The 16,408-nt window shown below is 69.8% G+C and carries 11 protein-coding genes; 6 read left to right on the top strand and 5 right to left on the bottom strand.

Going from position 1 to position 16,408, the window contains the following annotated elements; genetic code table 11:
- Positions 1-5: 5 nt before the first annotated feature.
- The 3 genes from ACOTKD_RS18855 to ACOTKD_RS18865 all read right to left on the bottom strand — a co-directional run bounded on the left by ACOTKD_RS18855 (position 6) and on the right by ACOTKD_RS18865 (position 6,808).
- Positions 6-2,273 carry a hypothetical protein gene (locus tag ACOTKD_RS18855; RefSeq protein WP_424890122.1) on the bottom strand — a complete coding sequence of 756 codons (2,268 nt, stop codon included), beginning with the start codon at positions 2,271-2,273 and terminating at the stop codon, positions 6-8.
- 28 nt (positions 2,274-2,301) lie between these two features.
- Positions 2,302-5,532, bottom strand: coding sequence for a DUF6603 domain-containing protein (locus tag ACOTKD_RS18860; RefSeq protein WP_424890123.1), 3,231 nt, complete (start codon positions 5,530-5,532; stop codon positions 2,302-2,304).
- 373 nt (positions 5,533-5,905) lie between these two features.
- Positions 5,906-6,808, bottom strand: coding sequence for an alpha/beta fold hydrolase (locus tag ACOTKD_RS18865; protein ID WP_424890124.1), 903 nt, complete (start codon positions 6,806-6,808; stop codon positions 5,906-5,908).
- Between the two features lie 350 nt (positions 6,809-7,158).
- Here ACOTKD_RS18865 and ACOTKD_RS18870 point away from each other — a divergent pair, with 350 nt between their 5' ends.
- Positions 7,159-8,247 (top strand): endonuclease/exonuclease/phosphatase family protein, encoded by a 1,089-nt coding sequence (locus ACOTKD_RS18870; RefSeq protein ID WP_424890125.1) that lies wholly within the window; start codon positions 7,159-7,161, stop codon positions 8,245-8,247.
- Positions 8,248-8,440: 193 nt separating this feature from the next.
- On the opposite strand, the gene ACOTKD_RS18875 is transcribed toward ACOTKD_RS18870, so the two are convergent.
- Positions 8,441-9,154 (bottom strand): endonuclease/exonuclease/phosphatase family protein, encoded by a 714-nt coding sequence (locus tag ACOTKD_RS18875; protein ID WP_424890126.1) that lies wholly within the window; start codon positions 9,152-9,154, stop codon positions 8,441-8,443.
- Positions 9,155-9,545: 391 nt separating this feature from the next.
- Between ACOTKD_RS18875 and ACOTKD_RS18880 the strand changes: the two genes are divergently transcribed.
- From ACOTKD_RS18880 to ACOTKD_RS18895, 4 genes are all read left to right on the top strand, one after another.
- Complete coding sequence (locus tag ACOTKD_RS18880; protein WP_424890127.1) at positions 9,546-9,986, top strand: hypothetical protein; 441 nt, start codon at positions 9,546-9,548, stop codon at positions 9,984-9,986.
- A gap of 232 nt (positions 9,987-10,218) precedes the next feature.
- Positions 10,219-11,196: a MerR family transcriptional regulator gene (locus tag ACOTKD_RS18885; protein WP_424890128.1), complete on the top strand. Its 978-nt coding sequence runs from the start codon at positions 10,219-10,221 to the stop codon at positions 11,194-11,196.
- A gap of 181 nt (positions 11,197-11,377) precedes the next feature.
- Positions 11,378-12,655 carry a hypothetical protein gene (locus ACOTKD_RS18890; protein ID WP_424890129.1) on the top strand — a complete coding sequence of 426 codons (1,278 nt, stop codon included), beginning with the start codon at positions 11,378-11,380 and terminating at the stop codon, positions 12,653-12,655.
- Between the two features lie 409 nt (positions 12,656-13,064).
- Positions 13,065-13,271, top strand: coding sequence for a hypothetical protein (locus ACOTKD_RS18895; protein WP_424890130.1), 207 nt, complete (start codon positions 13,065-13,067; stop codon positions 13,269-13,271).
- 27 nt (positions 13,272-13,298) lie between these two features.
- Here ACOTKD_RS18895 and glsA read toward each other — a convergent pair whose 3' ends face one another.
- Positions 13,299-14,951: a glutaminase A gene (gene glsA / locus ACOTKD_RS18900; protein WP_424890131.1), complete on the bottom strand. Its 1,653-nt coding sequence runs from the start codon at positions 14,949-14,951 to the stop codon at positions 13,299-13,301.
- Between the two features lie 651 nt (positions 14,952-15,602).
- Here glsA and ACOTKD_RS18905 point away from each other — a divergent pair.
- Entirely contained in the window at positions 15,603-15,977 is a 375-nt protein-coding gene (locus ACOTKD_RS18905) for a hypothetical protein (RefSeq protein WP_424890132.1), read from the top strand.
- The last annotated feature ends 431 nt before the right edge of the window (positions 15,978-16,408 follow it).

The raw sequence follows: 16,408 nt of genomic DNA on the forward strand, positions 1-16,408 counted from the left end.
GGTCCTCACTGTCGGCCGGGCTGATCGAAGGAGGGAGCGGAGGCGGAGGAGGGGGAGAAGGTGATGCACTGCGGGGCGTTGACGAGCTCCACGGCGAACGCGCCGGGGGAGAGGGGGTCGTCCGGGCCTAGCTGCCCGGCCGCCCGCAGTGCCACGGTCATGGCGGGGACCAGGGGGTCCGAGTCCGCGGCGAGGCCGAGGACCTCTGCCTCTTCCCCGCCGTCGACGGCACGCAGGAAGCGAGTGATGCCCTCCTCGCCCTCGGGCGGGAACGTGCCTCCTTCCAGTGACGCGCCGACCGGCTCGGTGAGCCTGCGCAGCCCGATGCGCTCGCCCTCGTCGACGCCGAAGTGGATGCCCTCGTGCGGTTCGCGGAACCGCACCTCGTCGGGAACACCCTCGAAAAGGCACAGCAGCAGGTCCGGACCGATGACCACGCGGTGGGCAACGGTCAGTGGCTCCGGCTCGCCGTCGGCGCCGGTGACGCGCGGCTCGACGACGACGTCGGGCCAGTTCCGTACGAGCGCGGACCGCATGAGCAGCCCGGTGAGCGGTTGCGGCTCGTCCAGCGCCTCGTGGGCGAGCCGGTTGACCGCGGCGTCGAGCGACGTGCCGATGCCCGTGCTCAGCACGCCGTCGCGCAGGGCGGTACACCACTGCGGGTCGACGTGGAAGAAGCGCAGGCTCTCGGGGGGCAGCATGCGCGCGTCGGGCACCAGGTGGCTCAGAGGCGTCGCCGCCAGCAGCTTCACCTGGTCGACCGCGCTGATCAGCGGGGTGAGGTGGGCGGACAGCGCCGCCCGGAGCCCCTGCCGTGCCCGGTCGTCGCGCAACCGGTCCAGGAGGGCTGCGACGGCCGGGGGCCGGGGGACGCCGCCGGCCCGGATCCGTGGCGCCGTCGCGCCGCGCGTACGCGCCTCCGCGGCCGTGGTGGTGGCCGCGGTGTGCAGCCGGTGCCCCAGCCCACCGGCCATCAGCTCGTGGAAGCGCTCATGCGCCCGGCCCGGCGCCGTGGCCAGCGGTGTCCGCGTCCGCATCAGCGCACGCCCGGCGATGTGGCGCGCCCGGGACCGGAACGCCGACAGCGCGGCCGCCAGGGTGTCGTCGGAGAGGGCGAGGGAACGCCCGAGGGTGAAGGCCGCGGCGTAGCTGACGTCGAAGACGCCGGTGTCCGTGAGGTAGACGAGCGCCTCGTCGGCCTGCCGGTAGCCCTCCGCGGGGCGGGGGACGGCCGGGGCCACGACCGGGGTGAAGGGACCCCGGTACCAGCCGAAGGTCCGCTCCCCGGACGGCAGGACGTAGTCCACGGGCGCGTAGCCCAGATCAAGGCGGTCGGTGGCGGCGGTCCGCGCGCCGGCGGGCTGCCGGGGGCGCAGGCGCAGTCCGAGCCCTGCCGGGTCCTCGGCCATGTGCCGGATCAGCGCGTCGAAGTGGCCGGTGGGGTCGGGCCGCGCTTCGAAGGACCACGACCACAGGGAGACCATGCGCACGACCGGCCGGCCGGGCTGCTGTCCGTCGAGGTGGTCGGCGAATCCCTCCAGCGAGACGAGGTGGGCGGCGTAGCGCCCGGCGGTGCGGGGGAAGCGGTTGGCGACCACGACCGCGTAGTCGCCGATTTCCAGGGTCTCGCCGGAGGCCGCGGCCGCCCCGGGCGGCTGCCACGGCCGGACCTTGCGCACGTGGCACAGGAACGGCAGGTCGGCCCGGCGCGGTACGAGGTCTTTGAAGACGGCGGCCGGGACGTCGATGGTGGTGCACGTGCTGTCCCACAGCTCGGGCGGGACGTCGTCGAGGTCGACGCGGGGGAGGAGGACGTCGCTGTCCGTGGTGGAGAGGAACTCGCGTACGGTCCTCGTGTCGGCGCGTCCCTGGGCCTTGGGGTCGCCGGGCAGCTCCTCCTCGGCGAAGAGGAGCAGGGCCGTCCAGGGCAGGCCCGTCAGGTCCGGGCTGACGGCGCGCTCCCAGGGGAGGATGAGCCGGTTGAGCGTGATGTGGGGCAGGACGCGCTCGAAGGAGCCGACTGCCGCGGGGGCGGGGTGGAGGGCGTGGACGAAGGACGCGTCGATGGTGAACTGCGGCGTCCGGATCTCGAATTCCTGCTCGACGGCCGGCAGTTTGTCGCTGCCGATCTTGTCGCCGGACATCTCGTGTTCGAGCGTGAGCCGGTAGAGGCCCCCGGGAGCGGGCGCGACGTGGTCGTCGTGGAAGAAGACGTCGAACCGGGGAGTCTCGGTCTCGTCCCCGGCGGTTCCGGCGGCGTCGGGCTGCGTCATGGCGGATTCCCTCGCGCGGTTGGGGGTGTCAGAGCGTTGCGGGGCCGAGCGTCATGGGTTCGGCGGTGAACGTGTTGTCCGCGAGGGCGGCGAAGTCGTCCAGGCGGTCGTGCGAGGGCGGCGCGACGCCGAGCGCGGTCAGCTCGGCGTAGAGCGCGTCGCGGGCGGGCACGGTGGTCGTGGCGATGCCGGCGGCGATCGTGCCGATGCTGGTGGGGTCGTCGCCCGGTTGCCAGGGCCGGGGCACGGGGCCGGTGGGCCGGTCCGCGGGGCTGATCGGCAGGGCGTCGCTGGGGTCCAGCCTCTCGAAGCCGAGGGAGACGTCGGTCATCCGGCCCGGCGTCGGCCCGTCCACGGGCTTGGGCACGGTGACGCCGAGCCCGGTGAGCTGGTCCTCGATGATCGGGGCCGGCCTGAAGTCCTCGTCCGCAGGGTCGCCCGTGCCCCACAGGGCCTCCGGGACATTGTCCTTGACAGGGTCGAGCCGCCAGCGGCGCTGCTCCGGGATCTCCGGGTCGAAGGGGTCGAACGGGTCGCCGCCGAGGAACACCTTGAGGCTATGGACGGACGACTGCCCGGTGGCCTCCATGGGCCGGATGTCGAGGGCCTTGCCGTTCACCTGCCGTGACCCCGCCGTGGCCCGCGATGCCGGCAGGGCGGTGGACGTGGCGAAGGAGAAGCCGTCGGCGGAGACGACCCAGCGGTCGTCACCGGCCTGCATCCGGCGGGCACGCGTGCCCTCGTCCTCGGGCAGGATGCCGGTCAGCGGAGTGATGCGCAGCATCTGGTCGCGCGCGGGCAGCTGCTCCTGGAACTCGCTCCAGGGGACGGGGTCGGGCTTGTCCTTGCCGCCCGCACCGAACGCCACGTCGAAGTCGATGCACCACAGGTGCACGGTCGCGATGCCGCCCACCGGCGGGCCCCACACGTCGAGGTCGACGCCGACCTCGCCGCGCACGGTGAACAGCCACAGGTCGACCGCGAAGCCGATGCGGACGCCGATGCCGAGCCGGAAGTAGAAGGGCTTCCACTGGACCAGCGCGTCCACCCTGGCGACCAGCCAGGCCTCGACGATGCCGGAGTGGAACGACACCTCCAGCCGGCCGCCGGCCATGAGCGCCGACGGGGTCAGCGCGCAGTACGCCTCGCCGCGTACGGTGACGACGCTGGAGATGCCCCACGTGTAGCCGAGCCTCGGCACGACCGGATAGTGATCGGGCCGGTCGAACGCCGGGTGATAGCCGCCGAGGGAGAACACGAAGTCGCCCTTGTGCGGTCCGCCGAACCAGGTGCGGTAGGCCAGGCCGCCCGTCAGCCGGCACTCGGGGTCCAGGACGTACGACTCGGGCGTGAGCTCCGCCGCCAGCGCGAGCATGCCGTCGCGCGAGGTGTACAGCGCCTGCATCGCGAGCTGGACCTGGGCGTACGCCTTTCCGCCGGAGCCGCGCCGCCGGACGGGGAACGCGGCCGTGGCCAGGCCCAGGACGGCGACGGTGAAGTCGTCGCCGAACTCGACGATCGCCAGCGCCTGGCCGTCCACCAGCTGGAAGACGGTGAAGTCGATGCCGAGGGCGAACCACACCTGCCCGTCCGCCGGGGTCAGCCACGGGGGCCGGTCCCCGTGGCCGTCGAGCAGGTCGTCCAGCACCTCCAGGGGCGGGCGCTGCACACCGCCGTGACCGAGTTCGGAGATGAACGGGAACTCCGGCGTCTGGACCGGTGCGGGGAGCCGGACGGAGCTGTTGTAGCCGAAGCCGGCGGCGATCCCGCGGACCTGGAACGGGGGCGGGCCGAGCCCCTTGCGGCCCGCGAGGACCCCGTACAGGAACAGCGACGGGTAGCCGCCCTCGGCCCGGGCGTACGCGCCGAGGACCTTGACGGCGGCGAACCGCGCCTCGATCACGGCCATGCCCGCGAACAGCATGTCGTAGGGAGGATCGGACTCCTTGACGAGGAAGGCGCCCCCGATCCTGACCGGCGGCCGGTCGTAGGACAGCCCCAGGCCGCTGAGGGTGGCTCGGAAGGTCCAGTCGCCGTGGTCCAGGCCGACGGCGAAACCGAGTTCGGACGCGCTCAGCTCGATCCCGCCGGCGTCGACCGTGGCGTCGATGGTGATCCGCGCCGTGCCGTTCGCGTAGGACAGGCCGATCTCGGACACCCGCAGCGGGCCGAACGTCGCGCCGACCGGGATGCTGGCCTGCGCGGGAACGTCGTCCGGATCCTCCTGCACGGTGGCCGGCAGGCTGGGTGGTGGCGTCGGGACGGGCCCCGGTCCCGGTGCCGGCGGCTTGCGGCGCAGCGGGTAGACGAGGGCGTAGTTCTTGACCGTGGTGGCGATGCCCGCGGTGACGGCCAGTGAGGCGCCTGCGGTGAGGTTGCGGCTGGGCAGTCCCAGGTTGACACCGGTGTTGGCCATCAGGTCGTTGAGGGCCTTGACCTTGCGGGCCTTCAGCGCGGCGGAGAGGTGGAAGGCCTGGAGCCCGGCGAAGACCAGGTCGTCCTCGACCGGGGCGTGGTCACCGATCGAGGGCAGGTCGGCGAGGCCCGCTTCGTACTTCCCCTGCAGCAGCACGACGCGGATCCGGGGCCCGGCGGCGCCCGTACCGGCCCGGTGCGGCAGCGACGCGAAGGCGAGCTGCACGTACTCGGTGGCGGCCGAGAACACGAACGCCTTCTTGCGCTTGTCGTAGGCGAACGCGACCTGCTTGAGCACGGGGACCAGCTGATCGGGCAGGTCGGCGGGGGCGGAGCCGATCGCGTGCGCGACGTCGTTCCAGGACAGGCCGTCGTCGGACGACCAGTCGCCGATCACCGTGGTGCCGTCCAGGGTGGCGGTGAACGCCATCTCCTTGGGCTTGCCGTCCGCGTCGGAGAACTTCAGCACGAGCGCGGCGGACAGCCCCTGGCCGGTCGCGGACAGCACCAGGTGCGGGGCGAAGGAGTCCTCTTCGCCGGCGTCGTCCTCCGTCGCCGGGAGGGTGAAGTCCAGGGCCATCCCCGTGACCAGCATGGCGGCGTCCACGGTGAAGGAGACGAGGACGGGGCAGGGACCTTCGACCACGGTGAAGGAGTACGTGCCCTGGACGGTCACTTCGCCGCGGTTGGGAACGGCGCCGCCCACGGTCAGGTCGGACGACGCCAGCCAGGTCTCCAGGAGCGGGCCGATGCCGGGGATGTCCCCGAGCCGGTCGACGGGCAGGAGGAAGTCCTCACCGGAGTCGGGGAACAGGCCGAGCAGCTCGTCGAGCGATAACGCCATGGGTTCTTCTCCCCGGACATGGGCGACGAGTGGGCGTGGAACCGGGCGGCATCATGGCATGCGCGGCACGGGTCAGCATGAATATGCCGACAACAACTGAACTGAAGTGATTACATCCGGCCAATGGGTAAATCGGCATATAAAGGGCGATAGTGCGAGAGGGAGGCTCATGCCCCACCGCGAATTCCTTCGGGGGCGCGAAGGGGCGAGGCCCCTGGGGAACGGGACGGCCGTCCGTGGACGTCGCGATATCGCCCCCGGCGGGCTGAGGCGGCTGCGGCTGCCGGGCGTGCAGGGGTGAAAGGGGAGGCGCGGATGAACCGCGCCCTCATGGTGATCGCGGCGGCGGCCGCCGCCGCGTGCAGCACGTCGCTCACGAAGCCGACGACAGCTCCTTGCCCAGGAACCGGAGGACGCGCTCGTTGTACTCGACGGGCTTCTCCGCAGGTACGAGGTGACCCGCGCCCTGGACGAAAGCGGCTTCGGACCCGGGCGACAGCGACGCGCCGACGGCCGCCAGGCCTTCCGCGTCCATGACGACGCTCTTGTCCTCCGTACCGTGCAGATACAGCGTCGGCTGGGTCGGCACCTCGCCCCAGAGCTCGGCATGACGGGCCGACCATTCCGGCGTTCCCATTTCGTGCGGGGCGAAATTCATCCGGTAGAGATTGATAGCGGCACGGAGCCGCGCCGGCTCCCCAAGGGCTTTCTTGACCGCCTCGAAGTCCTCCGTGGCGTCGTAATCGGCCGCCGTCCACTTGTCCTGCATGACCTGGCGCACCCACGCCATGTCGTTCGCGGCGAGTACCTCGTCGGCCATGGCCGTCTGGAAGAACCAGAAGTGGTTCAGCCGCTCGATGCCCTCGTAGGTGCTCGCGTACTCCCCGAAGAACGCGAGCGGCGGTACGTCGCTGACCACCACCCGCGACCAGCGCTCCGGCTCGGTGTGAGCCGCGCCCCAGGTGGTCGCCGCGCCCCAGTCGTGGCCGATGATGACGGCGTTTCCATCGCCGCCCAGCTGCTCGTGCAGGCCGTTCGCGTCGGCCACGAGGTCGGTCAGCCGCATACTGCCGTCGGCCGGCAGGGCGGACGGGGCGAACCCGCGGATGTTCGGGGCGACGGCCCGGTATCCGGCCTCGGCGAGCGCAGGAATCAGGTGCCGGTAGGTGGATTCCCCGGATTCCGGGAATCCGTGGAGCAGGAGTGCCAGCGGGCCGTCGCCCTCCTCCACATAGGAGATGTCCACACCGTTGGCGACAACGTGCCCGTGCTTCATGTCAGTTCCTTGCCTGTGAGCCGTGCTTCGTATGCGTCCCGCTTCTCTGTCGGGCCTGCACCAGACTCGCTCGGCGACTCAGGCGCCACAAGTACCCACTAATTTGTCAGTGCTTACCTTGTGGCAACCGGCTGTGTTGTGACCGGGACCGGGACCGGGACCGGGATCGGGATCGGCCGAGAGTGAGGTTACGTATGCGGGCCACTGCCTGGACGGCGCGGTGATGGCCGGCACCCCTTGCCGGCGTCGCGGCGGCTGACGCGTCAGGGCGGCTTCTCCGGGAGCGGCCCGCTCCGATCGACAGCCCCGACTCGCCGCCGGAGAATAAAAGGTGTATGTGAGGAGGCAGCATGAGTATCCGCATCGCCACCTTCAACGCCGAGAACCTCTTCCGGCGGCCCGTCGTCTTCGGTATCGGGAACGACGGCGTACGTAATACCGTGCTCAACGAATTCAGAGAGCTCGTCGGCATCCTCGACCACCCGACGTACTCGTCCGGCGACAAGGACAGAATCATCGAGATTCTCCTGGCCCACAGCGTCGATGCCCCCGAGGAGACATCCACCCGGACGATCTTGGTGAACGAGACCCGGGGACATGCGAGGCTGCTCAAGGGTGAGGGCAAGAACATCGAGGTCAGGCCCGAGGTGGTGGGGCGGCCCTCCTGGGTCGGTTGGGCCGAGCTCAAGACGGACGACCTCAGCTTGCCCGCTGTCAAGAACACCGCCAGAGTGGTCGCCGCGGTGGAGGCCGACGTCCTGCTGATGGTCGAGATCGAGGACCGGCTCACCCTGGACCGCTTTAACACACAGGTGCTGCACGGCCAGATCGGCGCGGAAGCGTATCCCTTCAACATGCTGATCGACGGCAACGACGAGCGTGGCATCGACGTCGGGCTGTTCAGCCGCCGCCCCATCACCTCGATACGCTCGCACATCTTCGACAAGAAGAATTCCCGGCTCGTCTTCAGCCGGGACTGCCCGGAATTCGAGATCGACATCGGCGGCGAGCCGCTGTGGCTGCTCGGGAACCACTTCAAGAGCAAGCGTGGCGACGGTGGCGCCGACAAGCGCAAGCTCCAGGGCGAGCGCGTCGCCGAGATCTACCAGGCCGCCCTCGAGCGCTCGGCCCATGTCGTGGTCGCCGGGGACCTCAATGACACCCCGGACAGCGTGCCGCTGTCGTTCCTCCTGGCCACAGGACTGCAGGACGCGATGACCCATGCCAGCTACGAGGGACCGCCCGGCACCCACGGGAAGTGCACGGCAGACGAGAAGATCGACTATTTGATGTTCTCGCCGGAGCTGTTCGCCAAGGTGACCGAGGTGGAGGTGGAGCGGCGCGGCATCTTCGAGTTCGGCAGCCCGTTCCCCGACGTGCACGGACCGGGCGACCAGGCCTCCGATCACGGCGCCCTTGTCGCCGAACTCGATCTGTGAGGCGGACGCGGCGCTCGCGCGCAGAGCGCGTGGACGAGGAGAGGCTCAAGGCGTGCCGGGACGGGGAGTGGGGCAACTGCGGGGCCGCGAATCCGTGTTGTCACCCACGACTGGCTGGTCAGGAAGGCGTAGACGCGTGCCGGGAGTCGGGAGCCTCCGCCGGAGCCCGTTGCCGAGGGCCCGGGCGGGGGGCTCACGTGGTGATGGACGCGCGGACGAGGTTGTGGTCTGAGAGTCCGTCCGTGCTCTCGACCACCGCGCCGCTGACACCAGCGCCTCGTACGACCACGTGGTCGATCCACGGTGACGCCGAGCCTGACGTGTGCGGCCTTGTCGGCAGGGCGTCTGGCGGGAGGTCCGCGACGGTGAAGCCAGTGCCCAGTGCCGACGCCACGGTGGCACGGTCGGTGTTGAAGTCACCGAGGAGAACTGCCGCGTGTCCCGGGGGAGCGGCGGCCAGTTCGGCCAGGCGCGCCAGCTGGCGGGTGCGCCGCTGATCCCCGCTCACGTGGGTGGCGACGACGAGCGTCCCGGCGACCTCCACGGCGAGCGTTCCCTTCCCCCGGTCGTCCTCGAAGGACTCAGTGACGTTTTCCCGGCTCGGCCCGTTGACCAGGAGCACGAGGTACTCCCCGGGGTCGCGTAGTGAGCAGCGGCCCTGGCGTGGTGCTGGGACGCGCGGATACCGCAACGAGTGGACAGTCCGGCCGGTCAGCGCAAGGCGGAGGCTGGCCAGTTGGTCACCGCTGACCTCCTGCAGAGCGATGACCTGCTCGGCTCGTCCCACCAGCCGCGCCGTGACGGCGGCGATCCGCTCCGACTCGTCCGGCCAGTACTTCAGGACATCCTCGCCCCAGTTCTCGGCGTGGACGCGGTGGAGAACGTTCCAGGTGGCTACCGTGATCACGCAGTGTGATGCTAGCCCATTTGTTGCCTGGCCTGTGGTCGTGTTCGACGACTGAACGGCAGTGGCCACAAGCCTACTGGCCGCCCCGTTCGGTTCGGTACGCGGAGGGATGCCTACCAGCCCCACCCGCTCTCTGGGTGCACCTACTCACCTCCGAAGTGGTGCGGCGTTGGAACATCGGCCTGGTACGCGGTCACGGCGGTCTTCTGGGCATGCTCTGCGGTGCCCGACCTCTTCGAGGATCTCGCGGGCGGCCCGGCACGGTCCGCGCTCCTCTGGAGGGGCGTGCCCTCTCCCTCCCGTGCCCGGCCCCGCGCGCCGTCCCCCCTAGAGCGGAGCGGATCGGGACATGAGGGAGAATCTCTCTGTTCAATTGCGTATCAGGAGATTCATGCACAAGCGTCTGCCTCTGCTCGCTGTCTGTCTTGCGGTCGCCGCTCTCGGTGTATCGGCGTGCGGCCCGTCCGGTGACAGCGGCTCAAGCGCCCCGGCGACATCGGCATCCACACCCACACCCATACCGACACCCGCATCCACGTCCGCCTCGGATGCCCCGTCCAAGAGCCCGTCAGCCGCCCCCGAGGAAGTGCGCGGGCTGACGGCGCTGTCGGCCAAGCTCTATCTGAAGACGATCCGGGAGCACTATCCGGACCTGGACCGCATCAGCGACGACGTGCTCGTGACGCACGGCAACGCACTCTGCCTCGCTCGCGGGCAGGCCCTCGTCGACCAGGTCAAGAAGACCAAGCAGGAACTCGAGCTCTCCGGAAAGCAGGCTTCGGCGGTCCTCGGGACCGCGCACGGTCTCTGCGGCAGGAACGTATTCGGATAACGGCGGAGGCCTGAACCAGGCAAAGGCGGACGGCGAGTACGCACTCCTCAAGGCCGCGAAGGCCGTCCTCGTCGCCACGTACCGCCGGAGCGGATCCGGGAGCCGGCTACTGAGCCGGCGTGCGTCGGCCGATGGCAGCCGGTAGTGATGCTCAAGGCTCGTGGGTGAGTGATTCGCTGCCGCCGGCCGATGAGCTTGAGTCTCCAGTAGGGGGAGACCCGAAGATGGGGACATGAACGGCGACACGCTCTCCACGATCGGCGACCTGGCCCGGCGGACCGGGCTGACGGTCAAGACCATCCGGTTCTATTCCGATCGCGGGATCGTGGTGCCGGTCGAACGCAGCCCCGCCGGCTACCGGCTTTACGACATCACCGCTGCTGCACGCCTGGACCTCGTGCGTACGTTGCGCGACCTGGGACTGGACCTTCCCACGATCCGCAAGGTCGTGGATCAGGAGGTTTCGCTTCCCGAGGTGGCGGCGGCGCACGCCGAGGCCCTGGCGGTGCAGATCAGCACCCTGCGCCTGCGGCGAGCGGTGCTGACCGCGGTGGCCGAGCGCGGGTCCACCCCTGAGGAGACGGATCTCATGCACAAGCTGGCCAAGCTCTCCGAGGACGAACGCCGACGTCTGATCAGCGACTTCCTCGACGCCGTCTTCGGCGGCCCCGGCACCGACCCCCGGTTCGCAGGGATCAGAAACTCGATGACCCCTGAGCTGCCCGACAACCCGGAGACCGAGCAGGTCCAGGCATGGGTGGAGCTGGCCGAACTGTCCCAGGACCCGGACTTTCGCGCCGGCATGCGCCGGATAGCCGAGGACCGGTCGGCCGAGCATGCCCAGGGCGACGTCGCGGTCGTGCGCCGCGACCTGATCGCGGCCGTCCGCGACCAGGTCGGCCCAGCACTGGCGGCCGGCCTAGCACCCACGTCACCTCAGGCCGATCCGACTGTCGCGGCACTGACGGCTCAGTACGCGCGCTGCGTCGGCCGCCCAGACGACATGGAGCTCCGCAGGCAGCTGCTGGCCCGTTTGGAGAATGCGAACGAACCCCGCAGGCAGAGGTATGCGGAACTGCTCGCCGTGGTCAACGGCTGGCCCGCTCCGGAGAACCTGGCCCCCGTACTTGACTGGCCCATCCAGGCCCTGCGTGCCCGAATTCCGGGATGGTGCGCCGATCAGAACGTACCGGCGTCGGGAAGGGCATAGCTCAGTACCCCAGCACTGCTGCGGGCAGGCGCGGGCCGGAGCCGGCTCCTCCTTGTTGACCACGGGCCTCGCGAGGCTGTTGGCTTCCCTCGGCTCGTACACCATCCGTTGCTTCAGCAGGGAGAGTCGCATGCGCTATCTCAGACGGACGGCCGTCGTGGCGGCGGTCTTAGGGACCTGTGTGACGGTGCTGCCGGCGGCCGCCGCAACGGGAGGGCACCGGGCGCGCACCGAGCGGGTCAGCGTCGCCGCCGACGGCGCGGAGGCGAACGGCGAGTCGGGGCAGGGGAAGATCAGCGGCGATGGTCGCGTCGTCGTCTTCAGCTCGGGGGCTGGCAATCTGATCCCCGGCGACCCCCGCAAGGGCGGCCTGTTCGTGAAGGAGTTGCGTACCGGCAGGGTCGAGCGGGTCGGCGTGGCCACCGACGGCACACTTGCCGACGGCGCGACGCGGGACGCGGCGGTCAGCGGCAACGGCCGGTATGTCGTCTTCAGCTCGGACGCCACCAACCTCGTGCCGGGTGGCAATCCCACCGGCAGTACCGAGGTGTACGTGCGCGACCGCTGGACCCGGCGCACCGAAATCCTCATCGGGGATCCGAAGCAGATCCGCGTCGACAACAGCGAACCATCGATCAGCGCGGACGGTCGCTACGTCGCTTTCCTCTCCACTCGCAGCGACCTGGTGCCCGGGGACACCAACGACGCGCGGGACGTGTTCGTGAAGGACCGGTGGCGGGGGACCGTCAAGCGTGTCAGCGTCGCCTCCGACGGCACGCAGGCGGACGGCGACTCCATCTCCCCGGTGATCAGCGCGGACGGTAGCCGCATCGGGTTCAAGAGCAGGGCCTCCAACCTGGTCCCCCAAGCGGGTGCCGACGAGGGCCTGCGGGCACGGCCGCGGGCCCGCGTGTTCTACGCGCATGAGCTGCGCACAGGCCGCACCGAACTGGCTGCGCACACCCTCACCGGGGCGAAGTCAGCGGTTCTCACCGACATCGGTCTGAGCCCGGACGGGCGCTACGCGCTGTTCATGAGCGCCAACAGCGACATCGTCGCCGGCGACACCAACGACACCGCGGATGCCTTCGCCACGGATCTGCGCACCGGCGTCACCCGGCGGCTCAGCGTGGCGGCCGACGGGGCCGAGGCGAATGGCATGTCCTACGGGCACGTGGCTATGAGCGCCGACAACCGGTACGCGTTCTTCACGTCCGGCGCGTCCAACCTGGTTCCGGGCGACACCAACGGCAAGGAGGACGTATTCGCGCGCGACCTGCGGACCGGCGCGATGGAGCGCGTCAATGTCGCGTCGGACGGGACTCAGGCGAACGAGTTCACGTTGAATTTCGGTGTCGATCTGTCCGGCCGCACGGTGGTGTTCGACAGCGGGGCCGGCAATCTCGTGCCCAAGGACACCAACGGGGGGAGTGACGTCTTCCTCCGGCACCTGCGGTGAGCTGAGCGGCTACGACGAAGTGTGTGCTGTTTCTTGCGCCGCACCAGCGAGGATCGGGCGGTCACCCCGGGGGAGAGGGGTGACCCGGGGCGGCCGGGGCAACGTGGCCTGCTGGCCCCGCCGGTCCGGCGCGCCGGGGTCGCACTTCGGGCGGTGGTACGGACTCCCTGTGCGCCCCTCTCACCACTATGTGCCCATTGAATCCACCGTCTGTCGCGTAAGCGCTCTCGTAGGCGCTCGCCCGGATCTCTATCCTTACAGATAGTAATTGCCCTGCTGCAAAAGGTAACCAATGGAGTCTGATGGCGAAGCCCCGCCGGGGGGATCCGCGGACAGCGCCGATCCCGTCCGCGCCGGTCGGACACTCCAGATCGCGGAGGTGACCGCCCGGCCGGTCGCCATCCGGTGCATGGGCCGCTCCTATCGCGTCAGCGCACAGGGCGACACCGTCGTCTTCCACGATGTCACCGACATCACCCGCCCCGTCGTTCTGGGTACGGCTCACCGCACCGACGACGGCACCTGGGACATCGTCACGGCGCGTGGCCGACACCTGCCGCCGGCCACGGAGCTGCTGCCCGTCCTGGTCGCCCTCCGCCACGCCTACTGGCCCTGAGCACGTCCCGGCCCCACCCGGCCCGCGCTACGACCTTGCGGCGTCGGCGAGCAGCCGGGCCAGATGCCGGTGACCCGCCCGGTTGGCGTCGTCCAGGGGCGTCCCTCCCCAGCGGTCCACCGGCTTCGGGTCGACCCCCACGGACAGCAGGAATTCCACGGTCTCCCGGTGCCCCTCCGCCGCGGCCAGGTGCAGGGCGGTGCGTCCGTCGTAGTCGGTGGCCCCAAGGGGGACATTGCAGGCGGCGAGGCGGCGGATCTCGTTGAGGTCACCCTGGCTGGCGGCGAAACACAGTCCCACGATGCCTTCGATGGCACTCTGCTGGCGCTTGCGGCGGGGGTCACGCTTGCCGGTCCCGGTCCCGGTCCCGGTCCCGGCAGCGGCGCCGGGACCGGTGCCGGTGAGCAAGTCGTAGGTGTGGATGTTGTAGCAGTCGACCAGGTGCCGGCAGACCTCGATCCCCCGCACCGAATTCCCCTGGGCGTCCAGACGGGGCGACCAGATGGCGATGCCCATCAGCTGTGGCACGACCAGCATCAAGGCACCGGATACCCCGCTCTTCGCGGGCAGTCCGATGGTGAAGGCGAACTCGCCCGAGAAGTCGTACATGCCGCACGAGGACATCAGTGACAGGCAGTGACGCACCGTCTGGGCGGAGAACACGGGATCCTCCGTCAACGGGCACACCCCGGCATTGGCCAGGGAAGCCGCCGCAACGGCCAGTTGCTGTGCGTCCACCTCGATCGAGCAGCACTGGAAGTAGAACTCCAGGGTGGCCAAGAGGTCCGTGCCGGGCGGGAAGGCGCCGCGTTCCCGCATCGAGTAGCCGAGGGCGAAGTTACGGTCCGCGGTACTGCGCTCGGACAGGTAGACGGAGTTGTTGAAACCGACGCTGCGCCCGCCCGCGAGGCGTTTCCAGGTCTCAGCCACGTAGTCGAAGCGATCCGCGGCATCCAGGCCGCGCCGGATGAGCGCGCAGCTCATGATGGCCCCGGCATTTATCATCGGGTTGTGCGGTAGCCCCGCCTTGTTGAAGGTCAGCTCGTTGAAGCCCTGCCCGCTCGGCTCCCGTCCCACATGACGGTGGACGGTGTCAGGGCCGTGCTCCTCCAAGGTGAGGCAGTAGCTGACGGTCTTGGACACCGACTGCAGGCAGAAGTTCACGTCCGCATCCCCGATCGAGAAACGCTGCCCGTCCACCGTGCACACCGAAATCGCGAACTGGTCCGGATCCACCCGCGCGAGCTGGGGAATGTACGCGGCGACCGCGCCCCTCCGGTCGGCACGGACCTCCTGGTGGATGCGCCGGAGATCGTCCACGAGCGCAGGGAAGTCAGGAACCGCGAGCTCCCCGCGGGCCGCCCGTTCGATGAGGCCGCGGTTGAGCTGGGTGATGGCGGAGAACTCCTCCCCGGTCAGCAGTAGCGGCTGGGCCGGCGACTGAGCGGAGCCCGAGCTCGCGCGATCCAGATTGGAGATGGTCTCGGCGATCCTGGGGTCGTCGGGCAGAATGCCCGCCTCATGCAGTACCTGCAGCAGCAGATCGGGAGAGAGCCGACCGGACGAGTCCTGCTCGAAGCAGCCGAGAACACCTGGATAAGTTCCTCCACCCCGGCAACGAACGGTACTGGGCGCGGAGGGGCGGTCCGCAGGCCGCTTCCCAGGCCTCGCAGCGGGCAAAGAACTCCTCCGATCAGCTGCAGCAGGCAGGCCGTTGCGTCTGCGCCTTTCCGGGAACCGACCGGTGGGCGTCCCAGGCCGAACCGGTGGGGCGGACGGGAAGCACTGTCCCAGCAATCCCCACCGCACCGACGATTCCCGGCCACCGGAGGCGAAAACCAGCCCCACCGGAGCAGGCGCACTCGGCCGGGTAGTGCAGTGGCGAAGCCCGGGGCACTCCACTCCCTACGCGCCGCACATCCCCGATGCGCTCCGCCGTGGACCGTCGATGCCCATGCAACGATGTGTGCTGCGGTGGCGAGTTGATGGCGGCGTGCTGACTTGCGCGCGCCGGCAGAAGCGGCACCGGATCCTCTACCGCCTCGGCGATCTCAAGCGCTGGGTTCTCAACCGTCGTTACGCTGCTGCCGCCATCACCGGTGTGCCGTGCGCCCAGGTGCTCGCGCGAGATGGCGAAGTCTCAGCGGCGGCCGGAGTTCTACACGTTCGCTGATGACCGGATTCCGCCTGTGAACTCGATTGCCCATTAAGTAAGTTAACGCCGTCCGCTTAAGTGATTGAATGCGCAAGAAGCTTGGCGGCTGCCGCCCGATGACCGTTTCACCGGGCCGCAGGCTGCTCCGATGACGTCGTTCACAAGGGAGTACACCCATGGCTATACGCCGGAAGAAGCGCCTGGCAAGCGGCGCGCTCGCCGCTGCCGGTGCCGCGTTACTGGTGGGCGCTGTCGTCACCCAGCCCGCTGCCGCAGTCGACCTGCCCCACAACTCCGTCGCGTACTTCTCCGCAGGAAAAGACCTGGCCGGCAGACAGGCCCCGGTCGACATCAGCAACACCGACTGCCAGAACCTTTCGGAGCCCGCCCTCTCCGCCGTCAACTTCACCGCTTCAAATATCGAGGTCTACTACAACCACGACTGCAGGACCGGCCTGCCCGACAAGCCCGGCGACTGGGCCTACGGGCTCGGCAGCCTGCATTGGGCCAACTTCGCCTACCCGGCCCTCAGCTACAGGGTCGTCCGTTAGGAAGAGTCCTGCGCATCCCCGGCCCGGAGGCTGGCCCGGCGGCATTGACCTGTCGGCGAGGCGCTCCGTAACAGACCTCATAGGCGCTCACGGCCGACAGGATCGCCGGATCGCAGGATCGCCAGCAGGTGGCGGCTGACCGGCACGCGGCTTTGCCGGTCAGCGCCGGAAACTCCTCCGGGACGAAGGCTGCCGGCGCGGTCCAGGCGGCGGCCTGGCTGGGCGAGGAAGCCGTGGAGCCGCTGAGAGATGGGCACGCAGGTGCGCCCTGAGGTGTCCGAAGGTGACGGGCCACGACTGCCGGAGCCGCATCCTGAGCGCCCGGCAGGTCGCCCATCCGTCACCTGCCGCAGGCCACTGCGGCGGCTCTCCACCTCGGCTGGCGAACCAACCGGCCCGTGCCGCTGTCCGCACGCGAGGCGTCTGCAGGA

This window comes from Streptomyces sp. XH2, from assembly GCF_049725035.1.
GTDB classification, from domain to species: domain Bacteria; phylum Actinomycetota; class Actinomycetes; order Streptomycetales; family Streptomycetaceae; genus Streptomyces; species Streptomyces roseoverticillatus.

Excerpts from the sequence above, each read along its gene's own strand:
- ACOTKD_RS18855 (WP_424890122.1), bottom strand. The coding sequence starts at position 2,273 with ATGACGCAGCCCGACGCCGCCGGAACCGCCGGGGACGAGACCGAGACT.
- ACOTKD_RS18860 (WP_424890123.1), bottom strand. The coding sequence starts at position 5,532 with ATGGCGTTATCGCTCGACGAGCTGCTCGGCCTGTTCCCCGACTCCGGT.
- ACOTKD_RS18865 (WP_424890124.1), bottom strand. The coding sequence starts at position 6,808 with ATGAAGCACGGGCACGTTGTCGCCAACGGTGTGGACATCTCCTATGTG.
- ACOTKD_RS18870 (WP_424890125.1), top strand. The coding sequence starts at position 7,159 with ATGAGTATCCGCATCGCCACCTTCAACGCCGAGAACCTCTTCCGGCGG.
- ACOTKD_RS18880 (WP_424890127.1), top strand. The coding sequence starts at position 9,546 with ATGCACAAGCGTCTGCCTCTGCTCGCTGTCTGTCTTGCGGTCGCCGCT.
- ACOTKD_RS18885 (WP_424890128.1), top strand. The coding sequence starts at position 10,219 with ATGAACGGCGACACGCTCTCCACGATCGGCGACCTGGCCCGGCGGACC.
- ACOTKD_RS18895 (WP_424890130.1), top strand. The coding sequence starts at position 13,065 with ATGGGCCGCTCCTATCGCGTCAGCGCACAGGGCGACACCGTCGTCTTC.
- ACOTKD_RS18905 (WP_424890132.1), top strand. The coding sequence starts at position 15,603 with ATGGCTATACGCCGGAAGAAGCGCCTGGCAAGCGGCGCGCTCGCCGCT.